The sequence below is a fragment of the Alteromonas sp. OM2203 genome, assembly GCF_048517045.1.
GTDB classification, from domain to species: Bacteria; Pseudomonadota; Gammaproteobacteria; order Enterobacterales; family Alteromonadaceae; genus Alteromonas; species Alteromonas gracilis.
Genome location: NZ_CP183209.1, coordinates 4,196,253 through 4,215,674, shown reverse-complemented (window position 1 = coordinate 4,215,674; position 19,422 = coordinate 4,196,253). Strand labels below are relative to the sequence as shown.

Here is a 19,422-nt window from a genome sequence, read left to right as displayed (position 1 = left end):
ATAGATGAGAAATAACCAGCCAATTACACAAAAAGAATATAAGTTCCCTACTCACCACCGCCTTATTTCTTCCACGGATAAGCGTGGCGTTATACAGCATTGTAACGATGAATTTATAGAAGCAAGTGGCTTCAACAGAGATGAACTAATTGGCAAAAACCATAACATCATAAGACATCCTGACATGCCTTCAGCGGTGTTTAAGGAAATGTGGCGGACTTTGGAGTCTGGGCAAAGTTGGCTAGGGCTGGTTAAAAACCGACGAAAAAACGGTGATCATTACTGGGTGTCAGCGTTTGTTACGCCTGTTTATCAAGGGCAAGCTATAGTTGGGTATGAGTCTGTTAGAGTGCCAGCATTAAATGAAGAGATTCAGCAAGCTTCCGATATTTATGGCAGGTTACAACAAGGAAAGTCTGCGGTATCACCTGTCTCTCGCTTTGCGGATATGTTTAAGCAGTTACTTCCGTCTTTGGCTATTGGTGCGCTTATAATTGCTGTACTTGGTGTTACCCATGGCTTAGGGGCAGGGGCGATAGCGTTGGTCGGAGCGCTAGCACTAATAACTGTTCAACAGCTACAAAACAAGAAAGAATGGAGTGCAATACTCTCACTTAGCCCAGAAAGCTATACCGATGAAACGGTGGCGCAAACTTACTTTTCCGACCCCACGCATATTGCCAAGGTTAAACTTGCTCTCGGGTGTGAGCTTGCCCGCAATCGCACTGCGCTTACACGAATTAAGGATGCGTCGGCGAGCTTAGACAGAATCGCCAAAACAACTCACGAGCAAGCGGAAGGGACCAGCGCAGCGGTTGTACAGCAGAATCAAGCTACACAACAAATTGCCTCTGCTGTTACGCAAATGAGTCAGGCTATTCAAGAAGTCGCGGAGCGTGTAGAAAGCAATGCTAAAAGCGCCCAGTCTGCCGCAGAAAATGTGGCTACAGGCAATAAAAAAGCAGAGCAGGCGATGCAAGCGATTGTCGAATTGCGTGAAGCGGTTCAGTCTATTTCAAAAACAGTTACAGAGCTGGCGCAATCAACGACTGATATCGGCGAAGCGGCAAATATAATTTCTACAATAGCTGAGCAGACTAACTTGCTTGCGCTCAATGCTGCAATTGAAGCGGCAAGAGCAGGCGAGCAAGGACGAGGTTTTGCTGTCGTTGCTGACGAAGTGCGCACATTAGCCTCAAAGACCCGCGAGTCGACAGATAAAATTCATAATATTATTAGTGAGTTGGCTGAGCGTTCAGAGCGTGCGGTGAGGGTTTCTAATGAAGGGCTTGCGTCTGCCGAAAACGGAAGCGCTATTGTAGAAGAAACACGGGGCGCACTATTTGAAATAAACACCGCCGTTAAAGGTATTGCCGACGCCACAGTTGAAATGTCTTCTGCTGTGGAAGAGCAAAGTACTGTAGCAGAACACATCAATCAACAGCTGGTTGAGGTAGCTGACGGTGCGGCAGAGACCCAGCGCTCATCAGAGGCGTCACTAGTTGCAAGTGACGACTTACGTAAAACGGTGACGCAAGTGAACGAGCTTATTATTCGGTTTAGTTCAAATCGCAGAGTAGGAGAATAAAACCGTTGTCACGATAAGCATTATCAATGCTGACTTAAACCTGCATGTAACCCGCGTTTGTAAGCAGCAATAGCGGGGAAAAGAGACACGAGGTAGGTACAGCTTAATATTAACAAAATGATGATGGCACTGCTTTTACCGAACAATGGGCTACTTAAAAATAGCCCATAGGTGCCGCTAAGCCACGGCTTGAGTACATTCATTAACGCTCCCACTAATCCAATACTTAAAACAGCACTTATCACCGTAAGCAACATAGCTTCAATTTGAACAAGTAAAAGCAACGTAAAGGGTCCTGCACCAATGGTTCTTAAAATCGCTATTTCTTGATAGCGCTCGCGCATTGTTGCCAAAAGCATAGTGGCAAGACCTATTAAGGCGCAAATGACAATCAACCCAGATAAACCTAACAGTAAGGCTTCAATATTCCCCATTATTTGCCACAGTTCGGCCAGCGCCATGCCTGGTAAAATAGCCATTAGCGGCTCTTTTTTACTTTGATTGATTTGGTATTGAAGTTGTAGCGCAGTGATACGGCTTTTAAGCCCTAACATTACGACAGATACCGACTGTGGCGTAAAAGCGTCGCTATCGTAATTAACTTGAGTAAGCTCATCATGCTCATGCTCATGCTCATGCTCATGCTCATGCTCATGCTCATGCTCATGCTCATGCTCATGCTCATCAGAAGTCTTGATATGATTGTCGGCCGGATTCCTCACTAGAGAGGCAGTTACCGGCTGCGAACCTGAGTGTGCTTCTTCCAAGCCTTGCAGCGTGACATATACGGCTTTATCTACAGGTGTGCCTGTTTTTTCTAAAACTCCAGAAACGATAAATGGATGTTTGTCGTGGTTATTAAATGAAACATTACCCAAGCCATGAGAAATGACCATCTCATCGCCAACGCCGTAACCTAATTTTGACGCAATATCAGATCCGATAACAGCAGATAAAGGCTGGTTGAATACACCTCCTTCAGATAAGGCCAAATGCTGCATATCACCATACTTAAAATGCTCAAAAAAGCTGTTAGTTGTGCCAACAACTCTAAATCCTTGATGTGTATCGCCCAATGAAAGTGGGATTAACCAAGAAACTTGGTTATTCGTCTTAAGCGATGCAACGCTTTTATAGTCAATGCCTTTTGTTGGAGTACCAATGTTAAATACAGAAGACAATAGCAAATTGAGCTGCCCACTTGGTGCACCCACAATAAGGTCAACGCCGGAAACGGTGCGGGTAAAACTCGTTTTTACCTGATTGCGCACAATATCTACGCAAAGCAACAAACTAATGCTGATAGTTATACTCAAAATCGTAAGTATCGCAGTTGCTTTCCTACGCTTTAAACTTTCTATTGCGATGGTGCTGAGCATCAGACGCACTCCTGCGAAGAATTAGTAATATCTGTACTTGAAGACGAGGCAGAGTTGCCGAGAGAGCCATTTAGTTGAGAGATACTACAATGATGCTCGAAATAACTTTTCATTGCCTCGTCATGACTTACAAATATCATAGTACTGTCGGCCGCAACGTCTTTTAGCAACGACATAAAGCTGTCCCTTGCGTCAGTGTCTAATGCTGATGTTGGCTCATCGATAATCAGTAATTGTGGGTCGTTAATAAGCGCACGGGCTATTGCTACACGCTGTTGTTGACCAATGCTGAGAGCATCGGCTTTGGCGTGTAGCAAACTATCTGATAACTGAAGCCGGTTCAGCAGTTGATAAGTTGCAGCTGTAACCTCTTTAGTATTTTTGACGCTCCCTTCATTAGCAAAATAGACCGCAGCGTTAATGTTTTGCGCAACAGAAAGATAAGGAATGAGATTGAACTGCTGAAATACTACGCCAATATTGCGCGCTCGAAATGTGTCTCTTTGTCGGTTAGATAACGAAGAGAATGGCTGCTCTAATAACGAAATTTTACCCTTTGATGGTGTTAGCGTGCCGCATAGCAGGTTTAGCAGGGTACTTTTACCACTACCGGAAGGGCCAGAGAGAAATATATGCTCTCCTTTCGAGATCTGCCATTTCTTGATATCGAGTATGGGTTTACTCTTTTTAGAATACGCGAACTGTAAGTTAGTTACTTCAATAGCGGTAGTAAACTCAACTTCTCTGTGTTGAACTCTTTGCTTTTGTTCACTTAAATCCACGTTTCGCTCGACCCGTCTACACGTCAAAAAATTAGAATAAGCAGAGATGAAGCAGCAGTTCATCGCAGCCGTAAATAAGTTACCGCTTTATGGTAATGTTATCAAATAACATCATCATAAGCGGTATTAGCTTTTATTATTCGCTTGTATTAAAGACGTAGTAAATCGGAAAGCTTAAATTTACTAGCCGTTAGCCTGAAGCTTTACCACTTCTGCGCTCTCGTCTTCAAGTACGCTTTCAGCTGTGGCGCCTTTGAATATCTTGCTAATTTTATCTTTGTTTTTCGACAGCATAATTGTCAACTCTTCTACGACGCTGTCTTCTAGTTTAATGCCTTTAGCGTAAATATAGCTTGCTAAGTTGTCTGCTGCATCAAGCATTTTATCGTACTGATCGGCTTCTTTTTTGTCGGTAGTTACCAATTTTTCTACCCCTTTGTGCGTAACAACATACTGTGTGGTAATGGCCATGGTAGGTCCCCTATTTATTTAAGACGTAAAAACTGTACAGCATGTTACTGTATAAATAAACAGTAACTGGTAAAATATTTTGCTTAATAATGTTGATAGACTCAAGTATTATACTTTAGTCAAAATAGATTAATTTTTTTGATTACAAGACTACCTTCGTTGGTTCAATCAGTATGGCATTTATTAGTGCCATTGGCTCAAAGGCTCAAACAGGATAGACGGACACGACTTTGTTTTATCCCATTAAAGGAATTAATAAGGCGACTGATATGAGCACGGAAATTCAAAGAGATATTCAGGCGATAGTGTCAATAGATGCCATCCCACACATCATGCAAATATTGGCAAGTAGCTTGCGGCTTCGTTTTATTTGTGTCGCCAGGGTAACCGAGCAAGCATGGACCATGTGCGCTGTCTTAGATAAAGCAGATTTTGGGCTAATGCCGGGCGATCACTTAGAAATAGACACAACATTTTGTCGTACGGTGCGCGCGAGTAAAAAAGAAATCGTGATAAATCACGCATCTGCTGACAAAGAATACCGCGACAATCCAATACCTATAATGTACGGATTCGAAAGTTACTTCTCTTATCCTATCTTTGATGCAAATGGCGAGTTCTTCGGTACCTTGTGCGGTCTAGATCCTGAGCCAAGAGAGCTTCGCAACGAAAAAGTTCATGGCCAAATAAGTGCGTTTGCGAAACTTATCTCAAATCAAATACTGTTGAGTGACCATATCGAGCAAACCTATGCTCAACTTGACGATGCGAAAAAGATGACGCGTCTGCAAGAGCAGTACATCGCTATATTAGGTCATGATATTCGTACGCCTTTGTCTTCAATTCAAATTGGTATTAACTTTTTAGACGATGTTATAAAAGACAGTGAAATAGCTAGCACAATACAAGTCCCAGTATTTAAAGCTGTTTCACGAATGAAAAATAGCGTGCAAAGAATGACGCGCTTGATAGAAGATGCAATGGACTTTACTCATAGTCGGGTAGGTAAGGGGTTGCCGGTTGAACTCGATATTTCACATGACCTGTCAAAGCAGCTGCATTACACAATAGAGGAACTGGCTACAGCAAACCCGCAAGCGACGATAAATATTCATATTGATATCGCATATGGCTTAGTGTGTGATGAGAAACGAATTTGCCAGTTACTTTCCAATTTGTTGAAAAACGCGTTAGTCCATGGTGATCAGACCCACCCTATTTACGTTAAAGTTATTACCAATAACACTGAGTTTCTATTAAGTGTAACTAATAGCGGATCAGCAATTTCAGATGAATCTAAGTCTAGGCTTTTCCAGCCTTTTTGGCGCAGAGAAGAGAGCGAGAAAAAAGAAGGGTTGGGGCTAGGGCTTTTTATTGCTTCTGAAATTGCGAGCGCTCACGAAGGAGCAATAAAAGTCTCCTCAGATTCTAAAAACACGGAATTTACTTTTACCTTCCCATTGAGCCAGCCTTTATCAAACGTTCGTAAAGACGTGTCTTACTAACCGTAAATACGCTGGGTCTGTTGATTAATGCTTGTGCAACGATGTAAGTATGCGTATAATGCGCGCCCTTACAGCCATCCCAATTCGTTCCTTGTCTCCATACAGTCGGCTGTACTGTCGAGGCTACAACCGTAAGGAGCTATAATGCGTCATTACGAAATCGTATTTATGGTTCACCCTGATCAGAGTGAACAAGTACCTGGTATGATCGAGCGTTATACTACAATTCTTAAGCAAGACGGTGGTCAGATTCATCGTTTAGAAGATTGGGGCCGTCGTCAACTGGCTTACCCAATTGAAAAGCTGCACAAAGCCCACTACGTACTAATCAATGCTGAAGCATCTGCAGAAGCTGTTGACGAATTGGAAAATGCTTTCCGTTTCAACGACGTGATCCTACGTAACATGGTTATGCGCACTAAGACTGCTGTGACTGAGCCTTCTCCAATGATGAAAGAAGAGCCTCGTCGTGAGCGTCGTGACGATTCTGCTCCTCGCCAAGACCGCGCGGAAAAGAAAACTGAAACCACTGAAGACAACGCTTAAGGAGATCACCCATGGCTCGTTTTTTCAGACGTCGTAAGTTCTGCCGTTTCACTGCAGAAGGTGTGACTGAGATTGATTACAAAGATATCGCTACTCTTAAGAACTACATCACTGAGAGCGGTAAAATTGTCCCTAGCCGTATTACTGGTACAAGCGCAAAATATCAGCGTCAGCTGTCTTCTGCGATCAAGCGCGCACGTTTTCTTGCGTTGCTTCCGTACACTGATTCACACAAGTAATTTGGCGAATATAAGGGTTAGCTAAGATGAATATCATCCTACTAGATAAAATCGCCAACCTTGGCGGCCTGGGCGACCAAGTGACTGTTAAGTCTGGTTACGCTCGTAACTTCCTTTTCCCACAGGGTAAAGCGGTTCCTGCAACTAAAGACAACGTTGAAAAGTTCGAAGCACGTCGTGCTGAACTTGAAGCGAAAATTGCTGAGCAACTAGCTGCTGCTAACGCACGCGCTGAAAAAGTTGCTGAGCTTGCTGAAGTTACAATCGCAGCACCTGCTGGTGACGAAGGTAAACTATTTGGCTCTGTTGGTACTCGTGACATCGCTGATGCAATCACTGCAGCTGGCGTTGAAGTACAAAAAGCAGAAGTTAAACTACCTACTGGTACTCTTCGCGAGACTGGTGAGTATGACATCGACTTACAACTTCACTCTGACGTTATCACTTCAATTAAAGTGATCATCATTGCTGAAGCGTAATCGCTGACGTATTCGAAAAGAGCCGCTCCTAGAGCGGCTTTTTTTTGCTCTAAATTTTTGTTCGATACTTAAAGATCAATACCAATCCGCATAGATGATTGCTCACCCAGAAGGCGCTGGCAAGTTTCCTAGCAAAGCGTGGGAATGCAGGAATGGCCGTTGCTTTTTAAATTCCCAGAGCGAAGCTTGCCAGACCTTCCCGAAGGGCGAGTTTAAAATATCCCTACCCTCACTCCACGTCGCGGCGCCTAATTAACGATGGGTGTAAGCAAATATGTCCAGCGCCGACAAACAGCGTATTTTTGAGGTCCACTCATCTGCGATAAATAACGTTTTTTAAATGGTATTTAAACAAAATGTTAATAATCGCTAAAATTCTTAGTGTCATGGCTTTAAACTTTTTCTGTCACTACTGCGACCTATAGTAAACCACACAATAAAAAGCATAAGTGCCATATTATGGACATCACTAAGCAAGCAATAAAAAACGCGACCGGGGTAGGTATAGGAATAACACTGCTGGTATTTTTAGGGCTATATAGCCTGTTTAATTTACCTGTACAGCTGTTTCCTGACATTGAAAGACCGAATATTAACATCCAGACCTCGTGGCGCGCAGCGTCTCCCAAAGAAATTGAGTCGGAGATCATTGAGCCTCAAGAGGAAGTGCTGCAAGGGATCCCTGGCCTTGAGTCTATGAGCGCATGGGCAAACCAAGGCAATGCGTGGATTAATCTAGAGTTTGGTTTAGATACGGACATGCAGAAAACGCTCATTGAAGTGATTAGCCGCATGAACCGCGTACCGCCACTACCTCGCGATGCCCTCTCCCCTAATATTATGCTTGCTGGAAGTGGAGGAGACGCGCCCGCTTTGACCTACTTTTTTCTTCAGCGCCTTCCGGGCAATCCAAACGAAATTAATACCTATGTCACCTTTTTTACCGATGTCATTAAACCTCAGCTTGAATCTATCCCGGGTGTTGCAAGGGCGCGTATGGAAAGCGGGGTTGGCGGTGTTGAAGAGTTTCAAATTGTTTTCGACCCATTTAAAGCGGCGCAGTTAGGCATTGACCTAACGGCAGTCGCCAACGAGTTGGGTCGTGCGAATGATATTTCAGGCGGCTTTGTCGATGTGGGTAGAAGACGCTATACCCTGCGTTTTGACGGTCGTTACGAGCCTACGCAAATGGGTGAAATGATTCTTGAATGGCGAGATGGCAGCCCTATCACTTTAAATGACATTGCCGAAATTAAAATCACCCGCGCTGACGGTGCAAACTACAGTGTGCAAAACGGCAATCCGGCCATATCTATTCGCGTAGACAGACAAAACAACGCCAATGTTCTAGCTACCTTAGAAGCCGTAAAAGAAAAAGTTGCACAAATAAACGAACAGGACTTGGCTCCTGAACAGTTAGTAATGGCGCAAAGCTTCGATGCCTCAGTATTCATCTATAGAGCGGTGCAGTTAGTTACCAGTAATTTGTTTATAGGCGTGCTGCTTGCCATTGCCGTGCTTTGGCTCTTTATGCGCCAGCTGCGGGCTACGCTCATTGTGGCATTGGCCATTCCTATCTCACTACTTAGCACTTTTGTGGTGCTTCAACTTACCGATCGTTCGCTCAACATCATTTCACTGGCAGGACTCGCCTTCGCGGTAGGTATGGTGCTAGATGCCGCTATTGTCGTGCTGGAAAACATTGTAAGAACGCGCAAGAGCGCCGAAGCCGAAATCGAAAATAAAGACCCAAATTCACAAACGCACATGGAGGATTGTGCCCATCGGGGAACGAAAGAAGTGTTTGGTGCCCTCATGGCGTCAACAGCCACCACCGTTGCTATTTTTATTCCCGTCATGTTTTTGGAAGATGTTGAAGGGCAATTGTTTGCTGACCTCGCTCTTACCATTGCCATTGCAGTGTGTATGTCGCTAGTGGTTGCGGTAACGGTATTGCCTGTTGTTGCCGCTAGATACCTTAATGGCAATATGCCAGCTGATAGCTTACAGCGGGTATGGGCAAAAATAACCCGCGCTATTATGTCGCTATCAAGTACGCCGCTTCGCCGCCTCGTATTAGTAATAACGCTTATGGGCGTGCCTATTACAGGTAGTGTTCTGCTTATGCCTTCCATGGACTATTTGCCACCCGTAAAACGCGATGCCGTTGACGCCTTCTTAAGTTTGCCTGCAGGTGCCAGTGAAAACTTTATTAGTGAAGAAGTGATGCCAATTATCGTTGAGCGATTGCAGCCCTATATGGACGGAGAAAAGCAGCCAGCGTTGAAAAACTACTACATTATCACATGGCCAAATGGCGGGAGTTTGGGTGTGCGCGCTAAAGAGCAGTCTAAGGTTAAAGAGTTAGAAGCCATTGTTCGCGATGAAATTTTAAAGGATTTGCCGGATACACAAACCTTTTCACAACAAGGCAATTTGTTCGGCGGCTTTGGAAACGGTCGGTCAATTGACATACATCTTCAAGGTACTGATCAAGCCATGCTCGGCATTGCTGCGCAAGCAGGTTTAGACAAATTGAGAGAAGTTTTCCCTAACGCTAATGCGCGTTCGAATCCTCCACTAGAGCAAGCTGAACCAGAGCTTCGCTTTTACCCCAATGACAGCCGAATGATGGAAGTCGGGTTAAATCGCGGCAGTATGGGGAACCTAGTACGTGCCATGGGTGATGGTATGTATGTGGGGGAGTACTTCGATGGCACCAAACGCATGAATATTATCTTCCGCTCAGCGCCCTGGTTTACACCCGAAGACTTGAACAGTACGCCAGTCATGACGCCATCAGGCGAGGTGGTGCAATTAGGCGAACTGGTAGGTATTGAAAGAGCCGTAGGACCAAGCCGTATTCAGCGCATTGATGGTCGAAGAACCCTTACGCTAAACGTAAATCCGCCAGAGGGTATGAGTTTAGAAGAAGCCATGAAAGTGATTACCTCTGAGGTTGAGCCCGCCATTATGGCCATGATGCCTACCGATGGCGCTATTCATTATGGTGGTAGCGCGGATAGCTTAAAAGGGGCTATTGCCTCGATGGCTGATAACTTTCTTTTTGCCATGGTGTTGCTACTGCTGTTAATGGCGGGTTTGTTTAAGTCGTTAAAAGACAGCGTTCTGGTAGTACTTTCTATTCCGCTAGCCACGGTGGGCGGGGTGATTGCTATTCGTATCATGAACATCTTTACCTTACAGCCCATGGACCTGTTAACCATGATTGGCTTCATTATTTTGCTAGGGCTTGTAGTAAACAATGCCATTTTACTCGTGCATCAGACTCGCCTAGGAGAGCAAGAAGGGCTGACCCGTGATGACGCGGTAGAACAAGCCATCAAACTACGTTTACGGCCTATCTTTATGAGCACGCTGACTTCAATCTTTGGCATGCTGCCCCTGCTGTTGCTACCAGGTGCAGGCAGCGTTATTTATCGAGGTCTTGCGGCTGTAATTGTGGGGGGAATGACGGTGAGTACTATATTCACCTTGCTATTACTGCCTACCTTGCTGCGTATGACGGCTTCAACGTCATCTGTAAATATACTCAAACCCCTGGCCGAGCGCATAGAGAGCACTGGCGCTTCGCCGACTACCTCATCCACCGTAAAACAAAATAAATACAACGATCATGTGTAAGGAAAAGACAACCATGAAAGCAATGACTTCTACTCTCGCCCTTAGTTTGTTTACCTTATTTGCAAGCAGTGTATCGTTGAGCGCACAAGCACAGGATAGCAATCAACCACCGCCGGTGCTGGTTCAAATAGATGAAGCCAGAGAGCAAGCGATTTCACAACTAACCTGGGTTCCTGGAACGGTACTTAGCGTTATCGATGCAAACCTTGCTTCTGAGGTAGATGGTCGCATCACTTGGATGGCAGATGTAGGTGATGTGGTAAAAGCGGGGGAGCCTTTAGTTAAAGTCGACGATACTCGCTTAAGCATTACCCGCAATCAAAATGCCTCAAATATTGCCAGATGGCAGTCGCAGGTTGAACTGTTTACCAAACGTCTCGCGAGGTACAAAAACCTTCAGGCCAGTCAAAACACGTCCAGAGGTGAGTTAGAGGAAGTGGAAGCTGACTTAGAGAATGCTAAGCAGGAGTTAGCGCAAGCCAAATTGGATTTAGAATTCACCGAATATCAGATAGCACAAAGCAGTATTCGTGCTCCCTTTACGGCGTTGGTGGTTGAAAGGCTGCAGTCGCCGGGCGAATACACTGGGGTAGGGCAAACCCTACTTCGCGTGGTAAACCCTGATAGCGTTGAAGTTCAGGTGCGCGCACCGCTCAACATATTACCCTATATTGCTAACGGCATGAGCGTAAGCGTTCACAATAACGTGAACCAAGTAGAAGAATCTATTCGTGCCATTGTACCGGTAGGCAACAGTACATCGCGCATGATGGAGTTACGAATTGCCATCAACCCCGGTGACTTTCCTATAGGCAGTGCAGTGCGCGTGGCGTTGCCTAGCAGCGATACTCATGATGGTGTCACCATACCCCGCGATGCGCTGGTACTAAGAAAGTCGGGCACCTTTATCTATCAGCTCAATGAAAATAATGAAGCGGAGCAGGTTAAGGTGACAACAGGAGTGGGCATGGGTGATAGAATTGAAGTGTTTGGCAATGTGAACCCGAAGCGCTCGGTTGTGGTGAGAGGAGCTGAACGCCTGCGTGCAGGCCAGAAAGTACGTTACAACAATGAGCGTGAGTCTTTGACGGCGAAAAGATAAAAAGGAAGCAAGCCAGCTCTCTACCGATAAAGAGACTGTTAACTTGTTACAAATAAAAGGTGGTGAATTACATACTACTGATTAGACTGTAGGCCAATCTAGTTTATCGTTAGCGAGCGAGACTTTAAGGGACTAAAGCAAATGAAGCAGTATATCGCCACCTTTTTTATAGCAACCTGCATGCTAGCTGGGTGTGCTACACCTAATCAAGTGACGAGAGTAGATGAGAGCAATGCTGTAATCAAGTACACCAATGAGCCTGGGTATGAGGATAGATTCAGCAATATTTATGGCGGTTTTAAAGCATACCCCGTCACGTGTACTAATGATTGCTACCCGGCGTCTGCCGATATTGAATGTGAAAGTGACATGCAAAATTGTCAGTTCGTTGGCAACAACCCGCCAGTCAACTCACATACCGGCTTTACCGTAACCTGGTTGGGGCACGCAAGCTTTTTACTTAACACCGCAGGTGGCGAGCAAATACTTATCGACCCTGTGTTTGGGCAGTTTGATTGGCCCGTTAATTGGGCTTTTCGATTGGCGGAGGGGTTTAGCCGCAACGAACCCGCTGAGGTAGGTGAAGACAAACTCGCACAAACCGATGCTGTGGTTTACTCCCATATTCATTATGACCATTTTAATAAGGCCGATATTGCCGAATTAGGCACAAAGCCCGAATATCTCGTTCCGTTAGGTTTCGCAGAGCACTTTCCTAATAGAGGCTACACCATTAGCGAGATGGCGTGGTACACCAGCAAAAACGTAGGCAAAACCTCTATTCACTTCGTGCCTGCCCATCATTTCAGTAACCGAATTTGGGTGCCGTATTTGTACGAGGACGACAATGCAACACTGTGGGGTGGTTGGGTATTTGAGAGTGAAGGCAAAACATTGTTCTTTGCGGGGGATACGGGATATTCACCACACTTCAAAGATATTAAAGCGCGCTTTGGGGAAATAGATGTTTGCCTGTTACCCATAGCGTCTTATTTCAGCGAAACCTCACCTAAATGGTATCGCAAGGTACATACTACGCCAGAAGATGCCATTGTTGCGGCCCAAGACCTAGGCTGTAAAGCCGTAGTGCCTTGGGGCTATGGAAATGCCAGCTGGATGATGGGTGACAAGACGTCACATTCTGCGCTGTTTCGATTGATGAAAATGAAGAAGCAGCTAAACCCTGCAATGCCTTGGGTTATTTTGAATGAAGGTGAGCAGGCGTCTTTTTAATTTAAGCTACGGATAAATGGCCTATTTATCCGCAATCTTATCTGCAATTTTTTGGCATTTTCCCCGCCATTCATCATCAAGCGGTTCAAGTTTCGCTAGCTTTTGTGCCAGGGCTTTGTCTGCTTTGGTATGGGCGCATTGCATTAGGGTGTGAACATTAACGGTATCGTCCTCACGGTGCAGTAGTGTTACTTCGTCGCCAACGCTAATAGTTCCAGTTTTAATAACCCGGTAATACCAGCCAGTAATACCTCGTTCGCCGACAAATCTATCTAAATTGGGCACTTCGAAGCGTTGCGAGATTTTACTGCAAGGGGCACGGGGTGCACTTACTTGCAGTTCTACCTCGCCGAACTTCCATATGTCGCCGATATAAACAGTGGCATCGTCCATGCCCTCTACACTGATGTTTTCGCCAATGCTGCCTAGCGAAAATTCGCCTTCAGGAAAATGCTTTCTTAATGTTAGATAGTTGGTCGGGTTGAACTGATGCAGCACTTTTTCCGGTCCACCGTGAAGACGTTTATTGGCTTGTTCGTCTTCATCGGTTCTGTCCATATGTACCGTTAACTTGTCGATAGGGCTTTTGACAATACTACTCGGTGCCCCACGAGGGCCTAGCGGCTGAGGTTTTCCAGCAAACAAAGCGTTAACAGTAAATGTGGCAGACATGGAATCTCCAAAAAAATATTTTTGTGCATTTAAACCTTTCTACTATAGGGTACGACTAACCTTATAACACTAACAAGTGCTAATGCTAATCAGCACCACAAATAACAAAGAGAAAAAAATGGAACACACACAACAACGTGTTGTACACGCCAATGTGGTGTTTGGTAATAAAAGCGAAAATGAGCTGATATCTAAAGCGAAAAAGGGCGATAAGCAGGCGTTTCGGTCCCTTTACGATGAACATATTGGGCGAGTCTACGCGCTTTGTTACCGGCTTACAGGTGAAAAGGGAATGGCGGAAGATGCTTCGCAAGAAGTCTTTATTCAGCTATGGAAAAAATTGGGTAATTTTGATGGGCAAAGCCAATTTTCCACATGGTTACACAGTGTTACGGCAAACATTACCATCTCCTATATGCGCAAGCAGAAAGGGTGGGTGCAGCGGATGTTTAACTTGGAAAACAGCGGTATTAACGAGATGCCGGCTGAAGGTAACAGTACTGATGTGGACTTAGAAGCATTGGTTATTCGTCTTCCTGAGCGAGCCAGAATGGTTTTTGTGCTCCATGCGTTAGAGGGTTACCGACACGAAGACATTGCAAATATGTTGAATATGGCAGTGGGTTCGAGCAAAGCGCAGTTTTTCCGTGCTAAGCAGTTATTAAAAGATTTTATGGGAGTCGATGATGAGTAATTTTGACGACAAGCTTGCTCAGCATATTTCTGAGCTATCAAAAGAGAAGCAGCCCGAGCGAGATCTGTGGCGAGGCATAGAGCTAGGTATAGCATCGGCTCAAGACAACCCTTCAAACGATGACGCTTCATCACCTACGGTTACATCGAGACAGTGGATGGCGATAGCCGCAAGTGTTTGTTTAGTTACTGTATTGTGGTTCGCTGCTCCTTTTGCGTTTAAAGCTGATGAAAGCCGAAGTGATGGCTATGCCCTGATCGACGCAATGAGTATGCAGCAGCAACAACAAGTAAATAGTCTTCTTGCTAGTTATGAAAGTACAACAGCGCTAACTGAAGATTGGCAAGAACAATTAAAAGAATTAGACGATGCTGCTGATGTTATCAAAGCGGCGTTAAAAGACGATCCAGACAACTCAGCATTAATCAAAATGCTGCATCACGTATATCAACAGCAAATTGCCTTAATTGAGCGAGTGCACGCGCCAAAGTGGCAGCAAATTTAATAAGGGTTTAAAGATGAATATGAATACTAAAAACACATTTTTGCACACGTTTAAAACGCCTGTTGCGGCTAAGGTGCTACTTACTACTGCGTTGCTAAGTATCGCTACAGCGGCATTTGCAGGGGAAAAGGTAGATAAGACCATCGATACATCGGCTTCGCCGAAAGTAGACATTGAGCACATTAACGGAAAAGCGGAAATTCGAGTTTGGGATAAGTCTCAAGTTCGTGTCACCGGTGAATTGGGCGATCAAACTGAAGAGTTCATCTTTGAAAGACGCGGAGATGTTGTGGTTATACACGTTGAAGTCGAGCGCCATTCAAAGAGCTGGTTCAACAAAGGGAAAGATGGCGACGACCTTGTTATCTACATACCTAAAGCAAGCGACCTGCATTATACCGCGGTCAATGCAGACCTTATTGCGGAAGGTGTTACAAAAGCAGTAGATGTTGAAGTCGTGAATGGCGACGTCACACTTAAAAATATTGGTGAGCGTGTTGAGGTCGAGTCGGTGAATGGAGATATCGTGCTCGAGAACGTAAGAGGCCGATTAGAGGCGGAAACGGTAAACGGCGAAATCGAAGCGACACACTCAGGAAACACGCCAGTAAGTTTTGCGTCAGTAAATGGCAAGCTCGACATTACTTCCGATAGCCCAGACGTATCAGTAGAAACCGTCAACGGTCGAATTGATGTAGCCCTTCAAGCGGTTGATGTTTTACAGATTAATACAGTTAATGGGCGTACTTTCGCGAGTTTAGGCCTTAACAAGAACGGCAGTGTAAAAGCTAACTCTGTGGGCGGCGCGATGGAATTTGTCTTTCAAGATGGGGTATCGGCACAATTTGATATTGAAACGCACGCTGGCGGCAATATTGTGAATAATATCAGCGATGAAAAGTCGCAAAAGCCGAAGTATGGCCCAGGTAGCTGGCTACGCTTTATCCATAACGGTGGGGCTGCAAATGTAGATATCTCTACGGTGCACGGCCGAATCGAAATAGACCAAAAGTGAATAAGCTATAGGCAAGGCAATTGAAACTTTAGGTTGAAAAAAAGAGTTTAGTCCACATTTATTAATCAGACATGTGGTGAGTATTGAAAAGCTGCGAGTTACCGCAGCTTTTTTTGTTTGGTCGCTAAAAATGTGTGATTGAGCGCTTAAAAGTAACAAAACTACATTTTAATCGCTCTTAGGTACACGGTAGGAATACTGCGCGCTACGCCTAAGAAAATTGCGCAGTTAATTGTTTTATGCATGGAGGTCAAATTGAGTATTGTTGGACACGTCAAAAGGTTTTGGCGGTTTCATAGCCTAATTATTGGTGCGTTTGGGATTTGCGCGTTTACCTTAGGTTGTGCTGTTCAAGAGCCCGCTTTCTACGAGGGTACTTGGGTTGTGACTAAGGCTTATAATCCGGGTATTTCCGCCCACTCTGTTTCAGAATCAGAAAAGTTCTTAGGTCGCTCTATAACGTATGCTTCAGACACGGCTAAACTAGATCAGACGCTTTGTGAATTGCCGGTCTATTCAACAAAAAATATCAGCAACCAAGATTTTTACGCTGCTTTTAAAGCATCGCCGTCTTCTCTGGGCTTTAGTGACGACAAGATTACTGAAGTAAATTTGTCTTGCTCAGAAGGCACGGACATCTTTGGTTCTACCCTAATCTTTCAGGAAAACGGTAATACCTATACCTTGGTCGATGGTACGTTTTTAAAGCTGGAGAAAACGCTTTAAACGATGTCGCCTTTTTGCGCTTTCACAACAAAAGTCCTACTTCCTTTGTTGAGAGATGAGCGTTAAAAGCGCATAATATCCAACTGACTTTTGTGCATTGGAATAGGTTTCACTTGTGGCTTCTGCGTCTAAAAACGATAAAAGTGTTGAGAAATTGAAGGTTCCACCTCATAGCATTGAGGCTGAGCAATCTGTTCTAGGCAGCATGCTTATCGACCCTGATAGCTGGGATAAGGTTGCAGAACGGGTCACAGATAGTGATTTTTACAATCGTTCGCATCAAATTATCTTTCGTGCAATCACACGTCTGCTCAATAGTAGCCAGCCCATCGATCTGATTACCGTTTCCGAAGAACTAGAAAAGCACGACGAACTTGAAGATGCCGGTGGTTTTGCTTATTTAGGCGAGCTTGCTAAAAATACACCGAGTTCCGCGAATGTTGTGTCTTATGCGCAAATTATTAGCGAGCGGGCTATCACCCGTGAGCTTATTGGTGTGGCGCACGAAATTGCTGAGGTTGGGTACAATCCAGAAGGACGAGATAGTGCTGATATTCTCGACCTAGCCGAAAGCAAAGTATTCGAAATTGCTGAGCGCAGAACGGGGGAGAACGAGGGCCCTCGCGATGTAGAGTCTGTTCTGGGTAAAACTATCGACCGCCTTGAGGAATTGGTGAAAACCAATAAAGAGGTGACGGGAGTAACGACAGGCTTTACTGACTTGGATAAAATGACCAGCGGTATGCAGCCATCTGACCTAATCATAGTGGCGGCTCGTCCATCGATGGGTAAAACTACCTTTGCTATGAACTTGATTGAAAACGCTATGATGGCAGAAGAAAAGCCGGTGCTGGTTTTCAGTCTTGAGATGCCCTCAGAACAAATCATGATGCGTATGTTGGCTTCATTAAGCCGTGTAGATCAAACTAAAATCCGTACTGCGCAACTCGATGATGAAGACTGGGCACGTATATCTAATACCATGGCCATGTTGAAAGACAAAGATAGCTTATTTGTTGATGACTCTTCAGGCCTTACACCAATGGATGTACGAAGTCGTGCAAGAAAGCTCGCTCGTGAACGCGGTGGGATCAGTCTCATCATGGTGGATTATCTACAGCTAATGCGCGTACCTTCACTCAGTGATAACCGTACCTTAGAAATAGCAGAAATCTCCCGCTCACTTAAAGCACTGGCTAAGGAACTTGAAGTACCTGTTGTTGCACTTTCTCAGCTTAACCGTACGCTAGAACAACGTGCTGATAAACGCCCTGTTAACTCTGACCTTCGTGAGTCTGGGTCAATCGAGCAGGATGCCGACTTGATCATGTTTATTTACCGTGATGAGGTGTATCACGAGAACAGTGAATATAAGGGCATAGCGGAGATTATTATAGGGAAACAGCGTAACGGTCCAATCGGAACCTGTCGCCTTACCTTCCAAGGTCAGTTCTCGCGTTTCGATAACTACGCTGGTCCTGCCATAGCAGACGAATATTAGTCTGCTTTTTTAGCGGCTAAATTATGCGTGTTAGCCAATAAGCCATATACGGTATTAAAGAAAATATTATCGACACAAAAAAGGCGCCGTGCGGCGCCTTTTTCAATTCATAGAAAATAAATTACTTTTCTTCAGCTACTTTTACTGTGTCTTTAACTGTCACTGAAATGCGACGGTTAACACGGTGTGCTTCAGCATCGTTATCAGTATCTAGAAGCTGAGTTTCGCCGTAACCGATAGTCTCTAGACGAGATGAATCGATACCGTACATGTCTACCATTACTTCTTTGAAGTTAGCAGCACGGCGCTTAGAAAGGTCCATGTTATATGCTTCAGTACCTGGAGCAGAAGTGTGACCTTCTACTACTGCAGTTGTTGAAGGATATTGCTTCATAAATTCAGCGAATTCAGAGATTTCTGGATCTTTCGGCATTTTAACAACAGCGCTTTCGTTGTCGAACAGAACGCGTAATGTAATTTCTACGGTCTCTTCGTCAAATACTGTACAACCTTTAGCGTCAACTTTAACGCCAGCAGGTGTATCAGGGCACATATCTTTGCTATCTACTACGCCGTCATTGTCTGCATCTTTGATTGCGCAGCCAGTAGCGTCTACCTTAGTACCTGCTGGTGTGTTAGGGCACTGGTCTACGCTGTTAAGTACGCCGTCGTTATCATTGTCTACACTACAGCCTGTTGCATCAACGCGAACACCTGCTGGAGTCATTGGACACTGATCTTTGCCATCAACAACGCCGTCATTGTCGCTGTCTTTAGGTGCAGATGGAGTAGATTTACCAAACGGAACAGCAATACCTACTTTGATGCTGTAGTCGTTGTAGTCTTCGCCAAAGTCATGGTAAGCCGCGATTTCAGTAACTAGCTTAACGCTTTCATGAAGATCCCAGTGTTTACCAATACCGATGTTACCTAGCGTAGTTGATTCACCTACTGCTTGGCGCTTAATACCACCAAACACGAACCATGCATCGTCAGGCATGAAATAAAGTGCGTCGACACCAACCATCTCGCCGCTATCATCGCCGCCGCCAACATAATCTAGATCTAGCGCTGTAAACTCAACACGAGCCGCCCAGCTTTGAGTGAAGCGGAAGCCGTATTCAAAAGCTACACCACGACCATCGTCGTAAAGCTCACCTTCAGTAAGGTCTAGCGGACGAGAATCATCAGTGTTGTAGTACATGCCAGATAGGCCGAACCAACTTTTATATTCAGGTTCAGAAGAATCTTGTGCAAATGCATTGGTTGAAGATAGTACAGCAAGAGATAGCGCTGCCATTTTAAAGTGTTGTTTCATAGTCACATCCTGTTTAACGTTG

The 19,422-nt window shown here is 44.9% G+C and carries 18 protein-coding genes; 13 read left to right on the top strand and 5 right to left on the bottom strand.

Annotated elements, in window-relative coordinates:
- Positions 1-4 precede the first annotated feature (4 nt).
- The gene (locus ACM0P2_RS18475; RefSeq protein WP_159119758.1) at positions 5-1,588 is read left to right on the top strand and encodes a methyl-accepting chemotaxis protein; all 1,584 of its coding nucleotides are present in this window, start codon (positions 5-7) and stop codon (positions 1,586-1,588) included.
- Between the two features lie 23 nt (positions 1,589-1,611).
- Here the strand turns inward: ACM0P2_RS18475 and ACM0P2_RS18470 are convergent, their stop codons facing one another.
- The 3 genes from ACM0P2_RS18470 to ACM0P2_RS18460 all read right to left on the bottom strand — a co-directional run bounded on the left by ACM0P2_RS18470 (position 1,612) and on the right by ACM0P2_RS18460 (position 4,220).
- Positions 1,612-2,967, bottom strand: a complete 1,356-nt coding sequence (locus ACM0P2_RS18470) for an ABC transporter permease (RefSeq protein WP_419226962.1) — start codon at positions 2,965-2,967, stop codon at positions 1,612-1,614.
- Positions 2,967-3,749 carry an ABC transporter ATP-binding protein gene (locus tag ACM0P2_RS18465; protein ID WP_236547160.1) on the bottom strand — a complete coding sequence of 261 codons (783 nt, stop codon included), beginning with the start codon at positions 3,747-3,749 and terminating at the stop codon, positions 2,967-2,969. The genes ACM0P2_RS18470 and ACM0P2_RS18465 overlap by 1 nt, the downstream gene beginning before the upstream one ends.
- Positions 3,750-3,932: 183 nt before the next feature.
- The gene (locus tag ACM0P2_RS18460) at positions 3,933-4,220 is read right to left on the bottom strand and encodes a YebG family protein (protein ID WP_159119755.1); all 288 of its coding nucleotides are present in this window, start codon (positions 4,218-4,220) and stop codon (positions 3,933-3,935) included.
- A gap of 269 nt (positions 4,221-4,489) precedes the next feature.
- On the opposite strand from ACM0P2_RS18460, the gene ACM0P2_RS18455 reads away from it, so the two are divergent.
- The 7 genes from ACM0P2_RS18455 to ACM0P2_RS18425 all read left to right on the top strand — a co-directional run bounded on the left by ACM0P2_RS18455 (position 4,490) and on the right by ACM0P2_RS18425 (position 12,969).
- Positions 4,490-5,725 (top strand): GAF domain-containing sensor histidine kinase, encoded by a 1,236-nt coding sequence (locus tag ACM0P2_RS18455; protein WP_419226961.1) that lies wholly within the window; start codon positions 4,490-4,492, stop codon positions 5,723-5,725.
- Positions 5,726-5,869: 144 nt separating this feature from the next.
- On the top strand, positions 5,870-6,271 hold the full coding sequence (rpsF, locus tag ACM0P2_RS18450) for a 30S ribosomal protein S6 (protein WP_014951120.1): 402 nt from the start codon (positions 5,870-5,872) through the stop codon (positions 6,269-6,271).
- 11 nt (positions 6,272-6,282) lie between these two features.
- A complete protein-coding gene (gene rpsR / locus ACM0P2_RS18445; protein ID WP_012519954.1) occupies positions 6,283-6,510 on the top strand; it encodes a 30S ribosomal protein S18 in 228 nt (75 codons plus the stop codon).
- 26 nt (positions 6,511-6,536) lie between these two features.
- Positions 6,537-6,989: a 50S ribosomal protein L9 gene (gene rplI, locus ACM0P2_RS18440; protein WP_012519953.1), complete on the top strand. Its 453-nt coding sequence runs from the start codon at positions 6,537-6,539 to the stop codon at positions 6,987-6,989.
- A 459-nt stretch (positions 6,990-7,448) separates the two neighbouring features.
- A complete protein-coding gene (locus ACM0P2_RS18435) occupies positions 7,449-10,634 on the top strand; it encodes an efflux RND transporter permease subunit (protein WP_419226960.1) in 3,186 nt (1,061 codons plus the stop codon).
- A gap of 13 nt (positions 10,635-10,647) precedes the next feature.
- Entirely contained in the window at positions 10,648-11,736 is a 1,089-nt protein-coding gene (locus ACM0P2_RS18430) for an efflux RND transporter periplasmic adaptor subunit (RefSeq protein ID WP_419226959.1), read from the top strand.
- Positions 11,737-11,877: 141 nt separating this feature from the next.
- The gene (locus tag ACM0P2_RS18425; protein WP_419226958.1) at positions 11,878-12,969 is read left to right on the top strand and encodes an MBL fold metallo-hydrolase; all 1,092 of its coding nucleotides are present in this window, start codon (positions 11,878-11,880) and stop codon (positions 12,967-12,969) included.
- Between the two features lie 21 nt (positions 12,970-12,990).
- On the opposite strand, the gene ACM0P2_RS18420 is transcribed toward ACM0P2_RS18425, so the two are convergent.
- Positions 12,991-13,641 (bottom strand): MOSC domain-containing protein, encoded by a 651-nt coding sequence (locus tag ACM0P2_RS18420; RefSeq protein ID WP_419226957.1) that lies wholly within the window; start codon positions 13,639-13,641, stop codon positions 12,991-12,993.
- Positions 13,642-13,759: 118 nt separating this feature from the next.
- Between ACM0P2_RS18420 and ACM0P2_RS18415 the strand changes: the two genes are divergently transcribed.
- From ACM0P2_RS18415 to dnaB, 5 genes are all read left to right on the top strand, one after another.
- Positions 13,760-14,335, top strand: a complete 576-nt coding sequence (locus ACM0P2_RS18415) for an RNA polymerase sigma factor (protein ID WP_419226956.1) — start codon at positions 13,760-13,762, stop codon at positions 14,333-14,335.
- Positions 14,328-14,840, top strand: coding sequence for a hypothetical protein (locus tag ACM0P2_RS18410; protein WP_014999873.1), 513 nt, complete (start codon positions 14,328-14,330; stop codon positions 14,838-14,840). Before ACM0P2_RS18415 ends, ACM0P2_RS18410 begins: the two co-directional genes overlap by 8 nt.
- 13 nt (positions 14,841-14,853) lie before the next feature.
- Positions 14,854-15,855 carry a DUF4097 family beta strand repeat-containing protein gene (locus ACM0P2_RS18405; RefSeq protein ID WP_419226955.1) on the top strand — a complete coding sequence of 334 codons (1,002 nt, stop codon included), beginning with the start codon at positions 14,854-14,856 and terminating at the stop codon, positions 15,853-15,855.
- A 255-nt stretch (positions 15,856-16,110) separates the two neighbouring features.
- Positions 16,111-16,581 (top strand): hypothetical protein, encoded by a 471-nt coding sequence (locus ACM0P2_RS18400; RefSeq protein ID WP_419226954.1) that lies wholly within the window; start codon positions 16,111-16,113, stop codon positions 16,579-16,581.
- 115 nt (positions 16,582-16,696) lie between these two features.
- A complete protein-coding gene (gene dnaB, locus ACM0P2_RS18395; RefSeq protein WP_105932633.1) occupies positions 16,697-18,082 on the top strand; it encodes a replicative DNA helicase in 1,386 nt (461 codons plus the stop codon).
- 121 nt (positions 18,083-18,203) lie between these two features.
- Here dnaB and ACM0P2_RS18390 read toward each other — a convergent pair whose 3' ends face one another.
- Positions 18,204-19,400 (bottom strand): OmpA family protein, encoded by a 1,197-nt coding sequence (locus ACM0P2_RS18390; protein ID WP_120962642.1) that lies wholly within the window; start codon positions 19,398-19,400, stop codon positions 18,204-18,206.
- Between the last annotated feature and the right edge of the window lie 22 nt (positions 19,401-19,422).